15 protein-coding genes are annotated in these 14404 nt (G+C 66.7%); 8 read left to right on the forward strand and 7 right to left on the reverse strand.

Annotated elements, in window-relative coordinates; translation table 11 throughout:
- Positions 1-167 precede the first annotated feature (167 nt).
- The 3 genes from WDJ58_RS06350 (at position 168) to WDJ58_RS06360 (ending at position 2736) form a co-directional block, all read left to right on the forward strand.
- Positions 168-818 (forward strand): hypothetical protein, encoded by a 651-nt coding sequence (locus WDJ58_RS06350; protein ID WP_338916802.1) that lies wholly within the window; start codon positions 168-170, stop codon positions 816-818.
- Between the two features lie 135 nt (positions 819-953).
- Positions 954-1871: an ABC transporter permease gene (locus WDJ58_RS06355; protein ID WP_338916803.1), complete on the forward strand. Its 918-nt coding sequence runs from the start codon at positions 954-956 to the stop codon at positions 1869-1871.
- Position 1872: 1 nt separating this feature from the next.
- Positions 1873-2736 carry an ABC transporter permease gene (locus tag WDJ58_RS06360; RefSeq protein WP_338916804.1) on the forward strand — a complete coding sequence of 288 codons (864 nt, stop codon included), beginning with the start codon at positions 1873-1875 and terminating at the stop codon, positions 2734-2736.
- A gap of 211 nt (positions 2737-2947) precedes the next feature.
- On the opposite strand, the gene WDJ58_RS06365 is transcribed toward WDJ58_RS06360, so the two are convergent.
- The 4 genes from WDJ58_RS06365 to WDJ58_RS06380 form a co-directional block, all read right to left on the reverse strand.
- A complete protein-coding gene (locus tag WDJ58_RS06365; protein ID WP_338916805.1) occupies positions 2948-3271 on the reverse strand; it encodes an ArsR/SmtB family transcription factor in 324 nt (107 codons plus the stop codon).
- Positions 3272-3443: 172 nt separating this feature from the next.
- Positions 3444-4523: an ABC transporter ATP-binding protein gene (locus WDJ58_RS06370; protein ID WP_338916806.1), complete on the reverse strand. Its 1080-nt coding sequence runs from the start codon at positions 4521-4523 to the stop codon at positions 3444-3446.
- A 55-nt stretch (positions 4524-4578) separates the two neighbouring features.
- A complete protein-coding gene (locus WDJ58_RS06375) occupies positions 4579-5829 on the reverse strand; it encodes a substrate-binding domain-containing protein (protein ID WP_338916808.1) in 1251 nt (416 codons plus the stop codon).
- Between the two features lie 193 nt (positions 5830-6022).
- Positions 6023-7120, reverse strand: coding sequence for a Leu/Phe/Val dehydrogenase (locus WDJ58_RS06380; protein ID WP_338916809.1), 1098 nt, complete (start codon positions 7118-7120; stop codon positions 6023-6025).
- A gap of 358 nt (positions 7121-7478) precedes the next feature.
- Here WDJ58_RS06380 and WDJ58_RS06385 point away from each other — a divergent pair, with 358 nt between their 5' ends.
- A complete protein-coding gene (locus WDJ58_RS06385; protein WP_338916810.1) occupies positions 7479-7667 on the forward strand; it encodes a hypothetical protein in 189 nt (62 codons plus the stop codon).
- A 9-nt stretch (positions 7668-7676) separates the two neighbouring features.
- On the opposite strand, the gene WDJ58_RS06390 is transcribed toward WDJ58_RS06385, so the two are convergent.
- The gene (locus tag WDJ58_RS06390; protein ID WP_338916811.1) at positions 7677-8369 is read right to left on the reverse strand and encodes a helix-turn-helix domain-containing protein; all 693 of its coding nucleotides are present in this window, start codon (positions 8367-8369) and stop codon (positions 7677-7679) included.
- Positions 8370-8555: 186 nt separating this feature from the next.
- Positions 8556-9569 (reverse strand): agmatinase family protein, encoded by a 1014-nt coding sequence (locus WDJ58_RS06395; protein ID WP_338916812.1) that lies wholly within the window; start codon positions 9567-9569, stop codon positions 8556-8558.
- 87 nt (positions 9570-9656) lie between these two features.
- On the opposite strand from WDJ58_RS06395, the gene WDJ58_RS06400 reads away from it, so the two are divergent.
- The 4 genes from WDJ58_RS06400 to radA all read left to right on the forward strand — a co-directional run bounded on the left by WDJ58_RS06400 (position 9657) and on the right by radA (position 13666).
- Positions 9657-10487: an SDR family NAD(P)-dependent oxidoreductase gene (locus WDJ58_RS06400; protein WP_338916813.1), complete on the forward strand. Its 831-nt coding sequence runs from the start codon at positions 9657-9659 to the stop codon at positions 10485-10487.
- 344 nt (positions 10488-10831) lie between these two features.
- Complete coding sequence (gene htpX / locus WDJ58_RS06405; protein WP_338916814.1) at positions 10832-11710, forward strand: zinc metalloprotease HtpX; 879 nt, start codon at positions 10832-10834, stop codon at positions 11708-11710.
- Positions 11711-11792: 82 nt separating this feature from the next.
- On the forward strand, positions 11793-12446 hold the full coding sequence (gene pspAB / locus WDJ58_RS06410) for a PspA-associated protein PspAB (protein WP_338916815.1): 654 nt from the start codon (positions 11793-11795) through the stop codon (positions 12444-12446).
- Between the two features lie 179 nt (positions 12447-12625).
- Positions 12626-13666, forward strand: a complete 1041-nt coding sequence (radA, locus tag WDJ58_RS06415; RefSeq protein ID WP_338916816.1) for a DNA repair and recombination protein RadA — start codon at positions 12626-12628, stop codon at positions 13664-13666.
- A 94-nt stretch (positions 13667-13760) separates the two neighbouring features.
- On the opposite strand, the gene WDJ58_RS06420 is transcribed toward radA, so the two are convergent.
- Positions 13761-14318: a carboxymuconolactone decarboxylase family protein gene (locus WDJ58_RS06420; protein ID WP_338916817.1), complete on the reverse strand. Its 558-nt coding sequence runs from the start codon at positions 14316-14318 to the stop codon at positions 13761-13763.
- Positions 14319-14404 lie beyond the last annotated feature (86 nt).

Here is a 14404-nt window from a genome sequence, read left to right on the forward strand (position 1 = left end):
GACGGTGGGGGGGTAAGGCCTGCGGCTCGTGGATCGTACACACTAACCGTCGACAGACGGTCCTCCCGGTCGGCGTAACGTCGCTCGCGTGGCACAGAAGCGGACGAATCGACGGTAGCCACGCCCGTGCACAACGCTTAAGGGCCTATCGTAAACGATTCTCGTGTATGAGCGATGGCGACGCAGACGACGACCACGGGCTCACCTTCTCGCCCGACCGCTCGCGCGGGATACTCACGCCCAGCGACAGGGAGTTCCTGCTGGGACGCAAGACCGACTACACGGAGCACTCGCGCAAACAGAAGCGCAACCGCATCCGCCGTCGGGTCCGCAACGCGGTCCTCGATTTCACGATCCTGTTCGACTACCTCGAGGACCGGGACCGGGAGCTGGTGTTCAACCCCGACGCCGACCACCGCGAGGAGTACACGCGGGGGATCACGAACATGCTCGCGTTCCTCCACCTGGGAACGATGGGCTACTACACGCCGTTCAAACACATGCTCGGCGAGGGGGTCAACCGGGCCGAACAGGAGCTCGCGGGGTCGGACTACCGGATGGTCTCCGTGGAGTTCAACGTCGACCCGGTGGGGAACATCGACGTCGACGCCGTGCTGGACAAGCTCGAGGCCGAGCGGTTCGAGGAGGTGACCGACGAGGAGCTCCGCGCGTTCGTCCGGCTGCTCACCGAGACCGGCCTGGTGTCGGCCGACGAGATGCGTCCGGCCATGAAGGAGCACATGTCGGCGTTCGTCGAGCGCCTCGAGGCCTCCGACCGGGCACGCGACGCCGCGCTCCGCGATCTCAGGAACGGCTGACCGCCGATCGGGACACGAAGCCGGGGCCCGCGCGGTAGCCCCCGGCTCTCGGAGTCGGGCGGACGCCTTCGGATCCCGGCAGGTTTGGTGTTGTCACAACACATTAGGGGGGGCGGCGAGATGGTCCACCCGTCTATGGCAACCGAATCGTCGTCGATCATCTCCCGGGTCAACGAGGGAGCGTCGGCGTTCATCAGGGCGAACCGGCGGTCCGTGGTCGGGATGGGGCTGCTGTTGCTGCCGGCCCTGCTGTTCGTCGCGCTGTCGATGGTGTTCCCGACGGTGATCCTCTTCGAGTTCAGCTTCCAGCCGTTCGTCGACGGCAACATCGTCGAGGGGTTCACCCTGGCGCACTTCGAACGCGCGCTCGGCGTCGACCTCTACCAGGGCATCCTCTTCCGGACCGTCCGGATCGCGGTGATCGTGACGCTGCTCGACTTCCTGCTCGGCTTCCCGCTGGCCTACGCCGCGGTCAGGAAGGGCGGGCTGGTGGGCAAGCTCATCGTCATCTCGACGCTCGCGCCCCTGACGATCGACCTCGTCGTCCGATCGTTCGGCTGGTTCGTGCTCCTCTCGGGCAACGGGCTCGTCCCCACGCTGCTGACCGCGACCGGGCTGTTCGACCAGCCCCCGAAACTCCTGTTCAACGAGGTGGGGATCATCATCGGGCTGACCCACGTGATGCTCCCGTTCATGGTGTTCCCGATCGTGAACGTGATGCACACCATCCCGCGATCGCTGGAGGACGCCGCCCGTAACCTCGGGGCCAACCGGTTCACGGTGTTCGCGCGGGTGCTGTTCCCGCTCGCGCTCCCGGGCATCAGCGCCGGCGTGCTCATCACGTTCATCGTCGCGATGGCCTCCTACGTCACCCCGGCCATCCTCGGCGGTGGCGTCGACGTGGTCCCCGTCGTGATCACCGACACCATCACCAGCACGAGCAACTGGCCGTTCGCCAGCGCGCTGTCGGTCATCCTCGTGGTGATCGCCCTGTTCGTCATCCTGGGCTACCAGCGCGCGCTCAAGCGCATCTCCGGCGTCGGGGGTGTCTGAAGTGGCGACCGAGGACTCCGGCTCGGGTTCGAACGTCAGGCTCGACCGACTGCTCGAGCGGGCCGCCGACGCCGGCTACGACCTGCTGGTCTACGCGACCATCCTGTTCCTCCTCGCCCCGCTGGTCGTGGTCGTCATCATCTCGTTCCAGTCGAACGCGTACGCGGGGTGGCCACCCCAGGGGTTCACCCTGGAGTGGTACACGACGCTCCCGGAGAACCTCGCCAACCTCGGGGTGGTCTCGGCGCTGTTCTCCAGCATCTACCTCGCGGTCGCCACGGCGGTGATCTCGACGACGCTCGGCGGCCTCGCCGCCTTCGCCATCGTCCGGTACGACTTCGAGTACCAGATGACCCTCGAGACGGTGCTCATCTCGCCGCTCATCTACCCCTGGATCGTCATCGGGTTCTCGCTGCTGCTGCTCGTCGGTCGGATCAACGACCTGCTCGGGCTGAACATCCGGTTGTCGTTCTGGACGCTGCTCATCGGGCACGTCATCTTCACGCTGCCGTACCCGATACGGACCATCGGGGCCAGCCTCCAGAACTACAACCTCTCGCTGGAGGAGGCCGCACAGAACCTCGGCGCGACGGAGCTCGAATCCTACCTCCGGGTGACGCTCCCGCTCGTCCAGCCGGGCGTCCTCTCGGGGCTCGTGTTCACGTTCGTCCTCTCCTTCAACCAGTACATCATCTCACTGTTCCTCTCCGGCCCGGAAATCAGCACGATGCCGCTGGTGCTGTTCAGCCTCTTCTACAACACCTCACCCGCCCAGCTGGCGGCCATCGCCACCCTCCTGATGGGTGGCATCCTCACCATCGTCCTCGTCATGGAGTACGTGGCGGGGATCAGCGAGTTCATGTGAACTCACCCCGGGCCGTCTCCGGCCCGACCCGGCGTCCGCACCGGACGCATCACCGGTCGCTTCCCGCCCGACTCGACGACCCGCGCTACGGCGGCTCGACCTCGGCTCTCCCCGTCGAACGCCGGCCGTCGAGGCCCGTACGGACGGTCGTGACGCCACCGGCGATCGGTCGGACCGTTACACGATCACCGGCTGAGGACGACGACATCCCTCACTCGACCCGCTCCATCGGGTCGCGGGTCAGCGTGAGGTCGATGACGAACTCGCCGTCCTCGATGTCGAACCGGGCGGATTCGAGTGTCGTCTCGTAGACCTTGTGGTGGTGGCCGTCCTCGTCGACCCGGCGGTCCTGTCGGAGCAGGTCGTGATCCTCTAAGACGTCGAGCCGGCGGTAGACGGTCGGCTGTGAGACCTCGAGTCGCTCGGCCAGCGCCTCGGCCGAACGGGGTCGCTCGGACGCGAGCGTGAGGATCCGACGCGCGCGCTCGTCACCGAACACGTCGAAGACGTTCCGGGGGTTCCACTCCTTGCCCACGGTTACCTCACAGCACTCCCAGACCCGTGAATGCTACGCCGACCGAGCGGTCGCGGGCGGGGTCCCGGGCGCGACGCTCGGCGTGTGTGTCGAACGTCCGTGAACGGGCCACAGAACGGAGTCGGAACGGCGACGGGCGAGGGACGGCCGACGGCCCGGTCCGGGGTCGTGTTCAGACGTTGGCGACGCGGGTGTCCCCGCGGTCCCAGGTGAGGACGACGTCGTCGCCCTCCTCGAACCGGTGTGTCGAGTGTTTGTTCTCGGTCTCGGCGATGATCTCCTGACCGTGGACGTCGACGTAGTAGCGCAGCTTCGAGCCGATGAACAGCACCCTGTTGACCGTCCCCTCGACGGCGTTGTCCCGCGAGGGCGTCACCCCGGGGGCCTCGAGGTCGATCTTCTCCGGGCGGACGAAGACGACCTGCTCCCCGGGATCGCCCCCGCGGTCGGTGACGGCGATGTCCGACCCGTTCAGCCGGAGCGAGAGGCCGGCGTCGCTCCGGGAGAGATCGCCCTCGAGGAAGTTGGTGTCGCCGATGAAGTCCGCGACGAACTCCGTGGCGGGCTCCTCGTAGATCTCGGTGGGGGTGGCGATCTGCTCGATGTGTCCCTCGTTCATCACCGCGACCCGGTCGGCCATCGTCAGCGCCTCCTCCTGGTTGTGGGTGACGTAGAGGGTCGTGATTCCGAGCTCGTTCTGGAGCTCGACGAGTTCGACCTCGAGCTGGTCGCGGAGCTTCTTGTCGAGCGCCCCCAGCGGCTCGTCCATCAGGAGGACGGCCGGCTCGATGGCGATGGCGCGTGCGGTGGCGACGCGCTGCTGTTGCCCCCCGGAGAGTTCGGGCGGGTTGCGGTCCCGGAACCCGGACAGGTCGACCATCGAGAGCACCTCCTCGATACGCTCGTCGATCTCGTCGGAGGAGTAGCCCTTTCGCTTGAGTCCGAACGCGATGTTCTCGCCCACGGTCATGTGGGGGAACAGCGCGTAGTCCTGGAACACCATCCCGGTGTCGCGCTTGTGGGTCGGGACGGTCGTGACGTCCCGCCCGGCCAGGGTGATCCGGCCCTCGGTGGGGGTCTCGAACCCGGCCAGCATCCGGAGGGTGGTCGTCTTCCCCGACCCCGAGGGGCCGAGCAGGGCCAGCAGTTCGCCCTGCCTGACCTCGAAGGAGACGTCGTCGACCGCCGTGATGTCCCCGAACCGCTTGGTGACGTTCCGGTACTCTATCGCCGCCGCGTCGCCGTCAGTCATGATCTTTGTGGAGTCGGAGTGTTCGGTGTTCGGTTCATCGACGGGTGGGAGCCGCTCAGCCCGAGAAGATCTCGTTCCAGCGCTGGCTCCAGTCGTCCCGGTTGTCCCAGATGTACTGGAAGTCCGGGAACGCGAGGTCCTCGAACGTGTCCGGCGTCGCGGCACCGAACTCGAGGGCCTGATCGGCGACCGTGGCGTTCTGGTTGGTGACACCGCAGCCCATCGCGGCGGAGGCGGCCTCCTGGAACTCCACCGAGAGACACTCGTTGGCGTAGGTCATCGCCGCCTCCATCTTGTCGGTGTTCCTCGGGACGGCCACGCTCTCGGCGAACGCGATACCGACGGGGTCGGGCCGGAACACCGGTGTGATCGGCGCGTCGTTCTGGAACATGTCGAACACCATGTAGTCCCAGAAGACGTTGAGCGTGTCCACGTTGCCGCTGGCGAGCTGCTGTTTCGCGCTCGCGACGCCCTGGTAGCTGTTCGAGACGTTCGGCTTGAGGTTCTCCTCCAGGTACTGGAAGCCGGCCTCGACGTCCAGGTCCGAGGAGCTGAAGTCCTCCCCGGTGGCGATGGCCGAGGCCATCAGCAGCAGGTACGGACCGCCGGACCACGAGAACGGGACCAGCGACGTCGACTCGGACTCGGTCATCACCTGCTCGTAGCTCGTCGGGGGTTCGTCCCACATGTTGGTGTTGACGACCGGGAGGACCTCGCCGATCTCCCAGGAGACCCCCGTCGAGTCGTAGTGGACGAACTTGTCGTAGATGTCGCCCAGGTTGGTGACGATGTCCTCGTGGTCGCTCATCGGCTCCAGCCACTCGTTCCTGGAGGCCCGCTCGATGCCGATGACGTCCGGGATGATGACGTCCGGCGGGTTGTCCGGGTTGGCCTGGATCTGGGTCAGCTGCTGGGTCGTCACCGCCGTCTCGGTGTTGATGTTCAGGTTGTACTTCTCCTCGACGCGCGGGATGAGCTCCTGCTGGTGGACGGTACTGATCGAGCCCACGTTGAGCATCACGTTCAGCGTCTCGCCGCCGAAGTCCCGGGCCTCGCCCGAGTCCGTCCCGGCGTCGGTCTCGGTGCTCCCGCCGTCGCCGCTGCTGGTCTCCGTCGGGGTCGGGGTCGAATCGCCGTCCCCGCCCCCGCCGTCGCCAACCTCGACGCCGCCGTCCCCGCCGTCCCCACCGTCGCCGCCGCCGAGACAGCCGGCGAGTCCCGTCAGCCCGACCGTCCCGGTCAGCCCGGCGGCCTTCAGGAACGTCCGCCTACTGTCCTTGCGTGTCGGTCTCTCCTCGTTTGTCATTGTCGTACAGTCAACCGTTGCCGGACCAGATACATATAGTTTAACGATACGGAACCCCGATCGGAGATTATTTTAATATATTTAGAACGAAAATAAATGGCTACTGTTTCACGGACGCCATCCGTCCACGAAAAATGTGTACGAGTTGCCGTCCGGCGGGTTTCGGGTCGTGGTTACGTCGCGGTCGCAGGGGTCACCAGACGGGGTCCCGGACGTCGTGGACCTTCGGACGCATCGACCCGACGGCCTCGATCCGCTCCTCGGCCACCTCGTTCGCCACCGCGTAGGTCGGCCGGTCCTCCTGCTCCGCGCGCCGACCGATGTCCAGCATCCGGTCGTAGATGGCGTCGATCATCGCCCGGGCGCGCTCGTGGTTGTACCCGCCCTTCCGGAGGAGGTCCGTGTCGTCGATGGTCCGCCCGGAGTTGGCGAGGTAGTCCGGCGCGTAGAGGATCCCCTCCTCGTGAAGCCGCGTTCCGTGGCGCTCCTCGTCGTCGAGCTGGTTGTTCGCCGCGCCACAGACGATGTCACACTCCAGTTCGGGGATGGTCTCGTCGTTCACCACGAACCCGAGCGCCGAGGGCGCGAACACGTCGCAGTCGACGCCGTAGACGTCCTCCGGGCCGACGACGCCGACCCCGTACTCGTCGACGAGCGCGTCCACGGTCTCGGTGTCCGGGTCCGCGACCGTGACCTGTGCGCCGCGTTCGGAGAGGTAGTGGACCATGCTCGCGCCCATCTCGCCGACCCCCTGGATGGCGACGTGGAGGTCCGCGAGGTCGCGGTCGTCGTAGGTCAGGTCACAGCAGGCCTCCATGGCACGGATGACGCCGAGGCCACCGCCGTGATACTCCTCGCTCGGGTGGTCGAACTGTTCGGGCAGCCCGATCACGTAGTCCGTCTCCATGTTCACCCACCGGAGTTCGCGCTCGCCGGTGCCGACGTCCCCGCCGGTGACGAACCGGCCGCCGAAGCTGTCGACCATCCGGCCGTACGACCGGTAGAGCGCCTCGGAGTTCTGGTCCTCGTCATCGACCCAGATGACCGCCTTCGCCCCACCCATGTTGATCCCCGAGATGGCGTACTTGTAGGTCATCGCGCGCGAGAGCCGGAGCACGTCGACGATGGCCTCCTCCTCCGACTCGAACGCGTAGCGACGGGTCCCCCCCGCGGCCGGCCCGAGGGTCGTGTCGTGGATGCCGACGAACCCCCGGAGACCGGTCTCGTCGTCACGGAACGACTTCAGCTCCTTGTGGCCGTGTTCGGCCATCATCTCGGTCAGATCGGTCATACTCCCGAGTATCGGATCGGGGATATAGTTCTGGTGCCCGGCCGCGCCAGCTCCGGCGTCGTCTCCGGGTTTCTGTCGAACCAGTTCCGCTCGTGCCGCCTCCCGGTGACGGTCGATTCCGAGACGCTTCGAACGGCTCTCACTCGGCGGCGGCCAGCAGGGGATTTTCGGAGACTGGATCACACAAAGAATTATGATGATCGGCCTGTCAGGCACGGTAACGCGAGCAACGGACCGTTGCCGGGCGCATCCCCTCCGACTCCCACCCTGTGTCCTGGCCCGCCCGGGCGAGACCCTGGGTCGGAGGTTCGGAGGGGCCTGCTCCCACAGACGGCCCTGTGTCGTGCCCCCTGGCCACATGAACGCCTCCGATCTATCGGCCCTCGACCTGTCGGACAGAGAGGAATTACGCGTCGCACTCACCGCGCTACTCCGCGCTGCCAACCAGCAGAGCAGCAGTATTTCCGGTGGGTACCGGGTCGAAATCGAGGACGGCGAGCAGGGGTTCGGTGTCGAGATCTACCGGGTCTCGACCCCCGACGAGTAGGCGGCAGTCTCAAGCGTTCTTCGGCTGTGGGGTACGCGCGTGGTTCGATCCCTGGGAGCCGAGCAGGTACGCACAGACGGCCGAGTGCGCTCGCCGGAGTCGCTGCGACGCGGCGGTATCCGAGATCCCGAGTCGATCGGCCAGGTCGACGAGCGTGATCCGCCTGGGGACGTCGAAGTACCCCTCCTCGCAGGCGATCGTCAGCGCCTCCCGCTGTCCCTCGGTGAGCATCGACTGCACCGTACCCTCTCCGAGTCCCTCGGGCGTCGATTCGAACAGCCGTCTGAACTCGAACGCGATCTCGTGGTCGCGACAGAACCGGTAGACGTGCTGGTACGCCGTTCGGTCCGGGAACCGAGCCCGGCACCACCATCCGTTCCGCGTTCCGATGGCCTCTTCGAGCACGCCGCCCACCTCCATGAACTCCGGCAGCAGATCCGCCGTCCGACCGAGTTCAGTGAGGTCCACTCGATACAGTCGACGCTCATCCAGATCGACGAGCGTCGACGGGTTCCTCGCCGAATCATCGTCCTCGATCGCCGTGTTCACCGCCTCGAAATCGTCGCTGGTGACCCAGACGAGCATCTGGGTCGGACCGTCCGGCTGGGTGCACGTCTCCTCCCAGCGGAGCTCACAGTCGGGAACCCGCCGAAGGACCTCACCCAGAATGGGGGAATCGACGACGAACTCGGCGAGGATCATAACTAATACCTCGTTATATATAATTTAAAATTATGCTAAATTTGCATACACGAGAATGGTGGAATTATCCGGGCGCTCCCCGATCCACACATCCAGCGATCACGCCTCCACCTGTGTCTCTCCCGCCACGATCTCGACGTGTTCCCGGCTCATCTCGTCGTGGCACACGGTCCGTGCCCCGTGTTATCAGTCCTCCGCCGCCTTCCGTGCGCCGAGGAACTGCGTGACGACCGCCGCGCCGACCATCGAGGTCGTGTCGTTGGCCTCGAGCGGCGGGGCGACCTCCATCAGGTCGGCCCCCCGAACGGCCTCGTGCTGACCGATCTGGAACACCGCTTCGAGCAGTTCGTGAGTGAGCAGTCCGCCCGGGCTCGGGGCCGTCGTCCCGGGGGAGACGCCGGCGTCGAGTACGTCGATGTCGACCGAGAGGAACACCGCGTCGGTCCCGTCGGTCGCCCGTTCGAGCGCGCGCTCGGCCGTCGCCGCGACACCCTCCGCCCGGATGTCGCGGGTCGTGACGATCTCCGTGCCGTTCTCCCGGAGCCAGTCGACGTAGTACTTCGAGTTGTGCCACCCCGAGAGGCCGTACTCGACGAAGTTCCCGTGGTCGAGCTTCCCGGAGTCGTCCTCCAGCAGCCGCCGGAAGGGCGTCCCCGAGGAGAGCTCGCCGCCGTGGGAGTGCCGGACGTCGTGGTGGGCGTCGACGTTGATCACGCCGACGTCCCCGTCGACGGCGTTCATCAGCCCCTTGCCCGTCGGGTACGAGAGCGAGTGATCGCCGCCGATCGTGACGGGGAAGACGCCCCGTTCGGTGAGCGCGGTACAGACCCGCTCGACGCGGTCGTGGGTCCCCCGGACGTCGGTGTGCTCGACGCGGACGTTCCCGAAGTCCACCACGTCGAGCCCCTCGCTGATGTCGACGTCGAGCGCGGGGTTGTAGCAGGTGCCGTGGGTGAGCTTCGAGCGCACGCCCTCGGGTCCGTAGCGCGACCCGCGCGCGCCCGCGACGCAGGCGGTGTCGAACGGCGCACCCAGGATGCCGACGTCTGCGCTCTCGGCCTCCCGGAAGTCGTCGATGATCTCGCCGACGTTGACGTCGTACTCGTCCTCGACGCCCACGCTGTATCCCGGATACGGTGAGAGCAGCTCCCGCACCTCCTCGGGCAGGTCGAACCCCGTTCCGTCCGTGGTTTCAGACATGTCATGAGAAGTCGACGGGGACGCCATAGGGGTTTGGGTCGCGCGGTGAGAGGTAGGGTTATACCGATCCCCCATCTGCCACGCCACATGACCGGCAGACTGGCGGGGAAGACCGCGATCGTCACGGGGTCGAGCAGCGGTATCGGGGAGGGTATCGCGCGGCGGTTCGCCGCCGAGGGCGCGAGCGTCGTGACGAACTCGCGGTCGATGGAGCGGGCGGAGGCGACGGCGGAGTCGATCCGGGACTCCGGGAACACCGCCGTCGCCGCCGAGGCCGACGTGAGCGAGAAGGCCGAGGTCGAGGCGCTGGTCGACGCCGCGGTCTCCGAGTTCGGGAGCCTCGACGTGATGGTCAACAACGCCGGAATCAGCCACATCGACCCCGTCCTGGAGATGCCCGAGGAGGAGTGGCGGCGCGTGATCGACGTGAACCTGACCGGGCCGTTCTTCGGCTCGCAGGTGGCGGGCGAGCGGATGGCCGAGCAGGGCGACGGCGGACAGATAATCAATATTTCGAGCATCTTCGGCTCCATCGGCGTTCAAGGCCGGGCACCGTACAACGCCTCGAAGGGCGGGCTGAACAACCTCACGCGCAACCTGGCGGTGGAACTCGCCGAGTACGACGTGGGCGTGAACGCGCTCGCGCCGGGGTTCATCAAGACGGCGCTGGACGAGCAGACCCGCGAGGAGAAGGAGGGGGAGGACGAGGACGTCGATCGCTCGGACCGTCCCTGGCCCCGCTACGGCTACGAGGACGGGGACATCCGCGACCGCGTTCCGCTGGATCGGTTCGGCTCCACCGAGGAGATGGCCAACTGCGCGACGTTCCTCGCCGAGGGCGACCACTACATGACGGGTGAGGTGATCCACGCCGACGGCGGCTGGCTGGCGTTCGGCTGGGGGAGCAAGGGCCGGTGACATCCTCCTCGCCGTAAACGACGAGGCTTCCCACGGCCCCGCACCGCTGGGTTGGGAACGTACGTGTACGACCCGACGTGTCGATGGGAGTGCCACGCCCCCGTTACTCCTATCGGCCGGTGGGTTCGGGTGGTTCTGCCCCGGTGACTCGGAGGTATCTCAGTTCTTTTGTGTCGGTGATACTTACTCACTCCCCAGACAACATACGTGTGCGTGTCGGATTCACGCCCGCGGTACACGGCGGGATTTTCTCCTTGATGAAAGACAGCCAGCTCGGCTCCCGGTCCCCGGTTCCGGCCGCGCGCGACGGGGAAGTTTATGAACGCGAGCGAACTAGAGGAGGCATGGAGTGGAAGACGGACTGGGGACTGCGGGGGCGCATGTTCCTGACGATGTTCCTGCTGTTCGCCCTCTACATCGTGTTCGTGGGAGCGATGGCGGCCTTCTTTCCGACCCGAATCCTCCCGATCCTCGTCGTGATGACGCTGTTTCTCGGGGCCCAGTTCCTCTTCAGCGACAAGCTCGCGCTCTGGTCGATGGGCGCGAAGGAGGTGAGCGAGGAGGAGTACCCCGAGCTACACGCGATGGTCTCGCGGCTGTCCCAGCAGGCCGACCTGCCAAAGCCGAAGATAGCCGTCGCGGACTCGCGGGTGCCCAACGCCTTCGCGACCGGGAAGTCCCCGTCGAGTTCGGCGGTCGCCGTCACCACGGGGATCATGCGGACCCTGAACGAGGACGAACTGGAGGGGGTGCTCGCCCACGAGCTCGCGCACATCAAGAACCGCGACGTGATGGTGATGACCATCGCGTCGTTCCTCTCGACCATCGCGTTCGTCGTGGTGCGGTGGGGGTGGCTGTTCGGCGGCGGCCGCGAGCGCGGCGGCAACCAGGCCCCGGTCATCGTCGCCATCCTCGCCTCGCTGGCGGTCTGGATCGTCTCGTTCCTGCTCATCCGGGCGCTCTCGCGCTACCGCGAGTACTCCGCCGACCGGGGCGGGGCGGTCATCACCGGCAAGCCCTCGGCGCTGGCCTCCGCCCTGCTGAAGATCTCCGGACGGATGGATCAGGTGCCCAAGGAGGACCTCCGGGATCAGGCCGAGATGAACGCGTTCTTCATCATCCCCATCAAGTCGGGCATCGTCGGCCGGCTGTTCAGCACTCACCCCTCGACGGAGAAGCGGGTCGAGCGCCTGCGTGAACTCGAGCGGGAACTGGAGACGTAGGCGGCCGGTATCCGCACGGACTGGCCCCGCGTCGACGCGCCGACACCGCTTCCCTTTACCTCCCGGGCCCTCTCCCTTCGGTATGGGCATCTTCGACACCCTCCGGGAGGTCCTGGGGGTGCGGGCCGAGACGGACGCGGCCCGCAACGCCGACCCGGACGACCTGTTCGGCATGACGACGGCGTACGTCACGATGGAGGCCGACCTCGGGTACGTCCCGACCTCCGACGCCGCACTCTGCTTCTCGGGCGTGGACTCCTCGCAGTTCGCGGACGCCGTCGAGGAGGTCGAGGCGATCCTCGAGGCCGGCGAGAAGGAGACGGGAACCGAGTTCGAGGTCCGCGGGGACTCGAAGGGCTACGAGTGGGTCGTCCTCCACGACGACGACTTCGAGGATCTGGTCACGAGCGTCCACTTCGCGGCCGACACGCTCGTCGAGCACGGCTTTGGCTCACGACTGCTCGCGGCGCTGTTCAGTTTCACCCGCGAGACACCTGGGTCTCGGGGGGGAGACGGCTCCGCCGCCGCGCGCGACCGAGACGGCACGACGGCCTACTGGATCTACTCCTTCCGGCGCGGCTCGTTCTACCCGTTCGTCCCCGAGGCGAACCGGGAACGGGATTCGAGCGCCGAGTTCAAGCTCCAGTCCGTCCTCGACGGCGAGATCGAGGTCGAGGACGACACCTCCTACTGGTACCCCCTGTGGCCCGAGGGGAACGGCCATCCCTGGGGCTGAGCGGGCCGATCCGGTCCTTCTTGACTCGCCGCCGCGCGACCCCCGCTCCCGGCCGTTCCGCGATCCCTCATACTTGAACCTGTGTCAGGACTGTCATCCCGTCCCCGCTGTGCCCTTCGATTTCACTTTCACTGGCCTGTTAACGAGGGTTTATGTGCTATCCCGCGGAAGGACCGTCCATGGCAACGACTGCTGCCGACCTGGAGGAGCTGCCGGGCGTGGGCCCCGCGACGGCCGAGAAGCTGATGGACAACGGCTACGACTCGTACCAGAGCATCGCCGTCGCCAGCCCCGCCGAGCTGTCGAACAAGGCCGACGTCGGCGAGTCCTCCGCCGGCGACATCATCAACGCCGCGCGCGACGCCGCCGACATCGGCGGGTTCGAGACCGGCGCGGCCGTCCTCGCGCGACGCGAGCGCATCGGCAAGCTCAAGACGCTCGTCCCGGAGGTCGACGAACTCCTGGGTGGCGGCGTCGAAACCCAGTCGATCACCGAGGTGTACGGCGAGTTCGGGGCCGGCAAGTCCCAGATCACCCACCAGCTCGCGGTGAACGTCCAGCTCCCCGCCGAGTACGGCGGACTCGAGGGACGTGCGGTGTTCATCGACTCCGAGGACACGTTCCGCCCCGAGCGCATCGACGAGATGGTCCGCGGGCTCGACGAGGAGGTCCTCGCGGCGACGATGGAGCTCAAGGGGATGGAGGACGCCGACCCCTCGAACGAGGGCGACATGGAGGAGCTCGTCTCCCGGTTCCTCGACCTGATCCACGTCGCCAAGGCGTTCAACTCCAACCACCAGATCCTGCTCGCGGAGAAGGCCAAGGAGATCGCCGGCGAGTACGAGGAGGACGAGTTCCCCGTCCGCCTGCTTTGCGTGGATTCGCTCACCGCCCACTTCCGCGCGGAGTACGTCGGCCGCGGCGAGCTCGCCTCGCGCCAGCAGAAGCTCAACAAGCATCTCCACGACATCGACCGCGTCGGCAACCTCTACAACGCCGCGGTGATCGTCACGAACCAGGTCCAGTCGAACCCGGACGCCTTCTTCGGCGACCCCACCAAACCCATCGGCGGGAACATCCTCGGGCACAAGTCGACGTTCCGTATCTACCTGAAGAAATCGAAGAACGACAAGCGCATCTTCCGGCTCGTCGACGCGCCGAACCTCCCCGACGGCGAGGCGATCATGCGGGTCAAGGGCAGCGGCCTGAAGCCGGAGTAGTCGGACAGGTTCGCGCGCTCGTCCCTCGTTCGCCCAACCTCCCGTTCCACCCCTATCCGCCGAGCGCGATAGCGTCACGGGAGGCCGTACCGTGCTACGGAAGCTTCGGACTTCCCTCTCCGGGTGTCACCTCGAACGCGTTGAGCACGCAGGCGATCGTGCTGTAGTAGCCCATCGTCGCCGTGAGTTCGACGACGCCCTCGACGCCGAACTCGGCCTTCGCCTCCTCGAAGGGGTCGTCGGGGACCGCGCGGTCACGGAACAGGTGTCGTCCGTAGCGGACGACCAGCGCCTCGGTCCCGGTGAGGTCGTCGAGCGGGTCGCGTTCGGCGACGACCTCGATCGCTTCTTCGCGGACGCCCGCCTCCCGGGCGATCGGCTCGTGGGCCGCCCACTCGTAGGCGCAGTCGAACTCCCGAGCGGTCGTCAGGATAGCGAGTTCGCGAACCGAGTCGGGCAGTCCGCTCTCGAAGCGCACGTACGCGCCGAGGTGTCCCACTCTACCCGCGAGTTCGGGACTGTTCAGGAGCACGCCGAACGGGCCGCTGATCCGCCCCCGACTCTCCATGATGTCGTCGTAACGCTCGCCGCCCCCCTCCGGGACCTGCTCCCGCTCGGTGATGTAGGGGACTCGCGTCGTATTGCCTTCCATCGTCGTGAGGTCCTTCCACCGTGGCTTAGGTGTTCGCCCTCCCCGATGATTCGAACGACCGCCGACGTCTCCACCTCCGTCCGATT

The organism is Salinirubellus litoreus, assembly GCF_037335815.1.
Classification (GTDB): Archaea; Halobacteriota; Halobacteria; order Halobacteriales; family Haloarculaceae; genus Salinirubellus; species Salinirubellus litoreus.

Excerpts from the sequence above, each read along its gene's own strand:
- WDJ58_RS06350 (WP_338916802.1), top strand. The coding sequence starts at position 168 with ATGAGCGATGGCGACGCAGACGACGACCACGGGCTCACCTTCTCGCCC.
- WDJ58_RS06355 (WP_338916803.1), top strand. The coding sequence starts at position 954 with ATGGCAACCGAATCGTCGTCGATCATCTCCCGGGTCAACGAGGGAGCG.
- WDJ58_RS06370 (WP_338916806.1), bottom strand. The coding sequence starts at position 4,523 with ATGACTGACGGCGACGCGGCGGCGATAGAGTACCGGAACGTCACCAAG.
- WDJ58_RS06375 (WP_338916808.1), bottom strand. The coding sequence starts at position 5,829 with ATGACAAACGAGGAGAGACCGACACGCAAGGACAGTAGGCGGACGTTC.
- WDJ58_RS06380 (WP_338916809.1), bottom strand. The coding sequence starts at position 7,120 with ATGACCGATCTGACCGAGATGATGGCCGAACACGGCCACAAGGAGCTG.
- WDJ58_RS06385 (WP_338916810.1), top strand. The coding sequence starts at position 7,479 with ATGAACGCCTCCGATCTATCGGCCCTCGACCTGTCGGACAGAGAGGAA.
- WDJ58_RS06390 (WP_338916811.1), bottom strand. The coding sequence starts at position 8,369 with ATGATCCTCGCCGAGTTCGTCGTCGATTCCCCCATTCTGGGTGAGGTC.
- WDJ58_RS06395 (WP_338916812.1), bottom strand. The coding sequence starts at position 9,569 with ATGTCTGAAACCACGGACGGAACGGGGTTCGACCTGCCCGAGGAGGTG.
- WDJ58_RS06400 (WP_338916813.1), top strand. The coding sequence starts at position 9,657 with ATGACCGGCAGACTGGCGGGGAAGACCGCGATCGTCACGGGGTCGAGC.
- htpX (WP_338916814.1), top strand. The coding sequence starts at position 10,832 with ATGGAGTGGAAGACGGACTGGGGACTGCGGGGGCGCATGTTCCTGACG.
- pspAB (WP_338916815.1), top strand. The coding sequence starts at position 11,793 with ATGGGCATCTTCGACACCCTCCGGGAGGTCCTGGGGGTGCGGGCCGAG.
- radA (WP_338916816.1), top strand. The coding sequence starts at position 12,626 with ATGGCAACGACTGCTGCCGACCTGGAGGAGCTGCCGGGCGTGGGCCCC.
- WDJ58_RS06420 (WP_338916817.1), bottom strand. The coding sequence starts at position 14,318 with ATGGAAGGCAATACGACGCGAGTCCCCTACATCACCGAGCGGGAGCAG.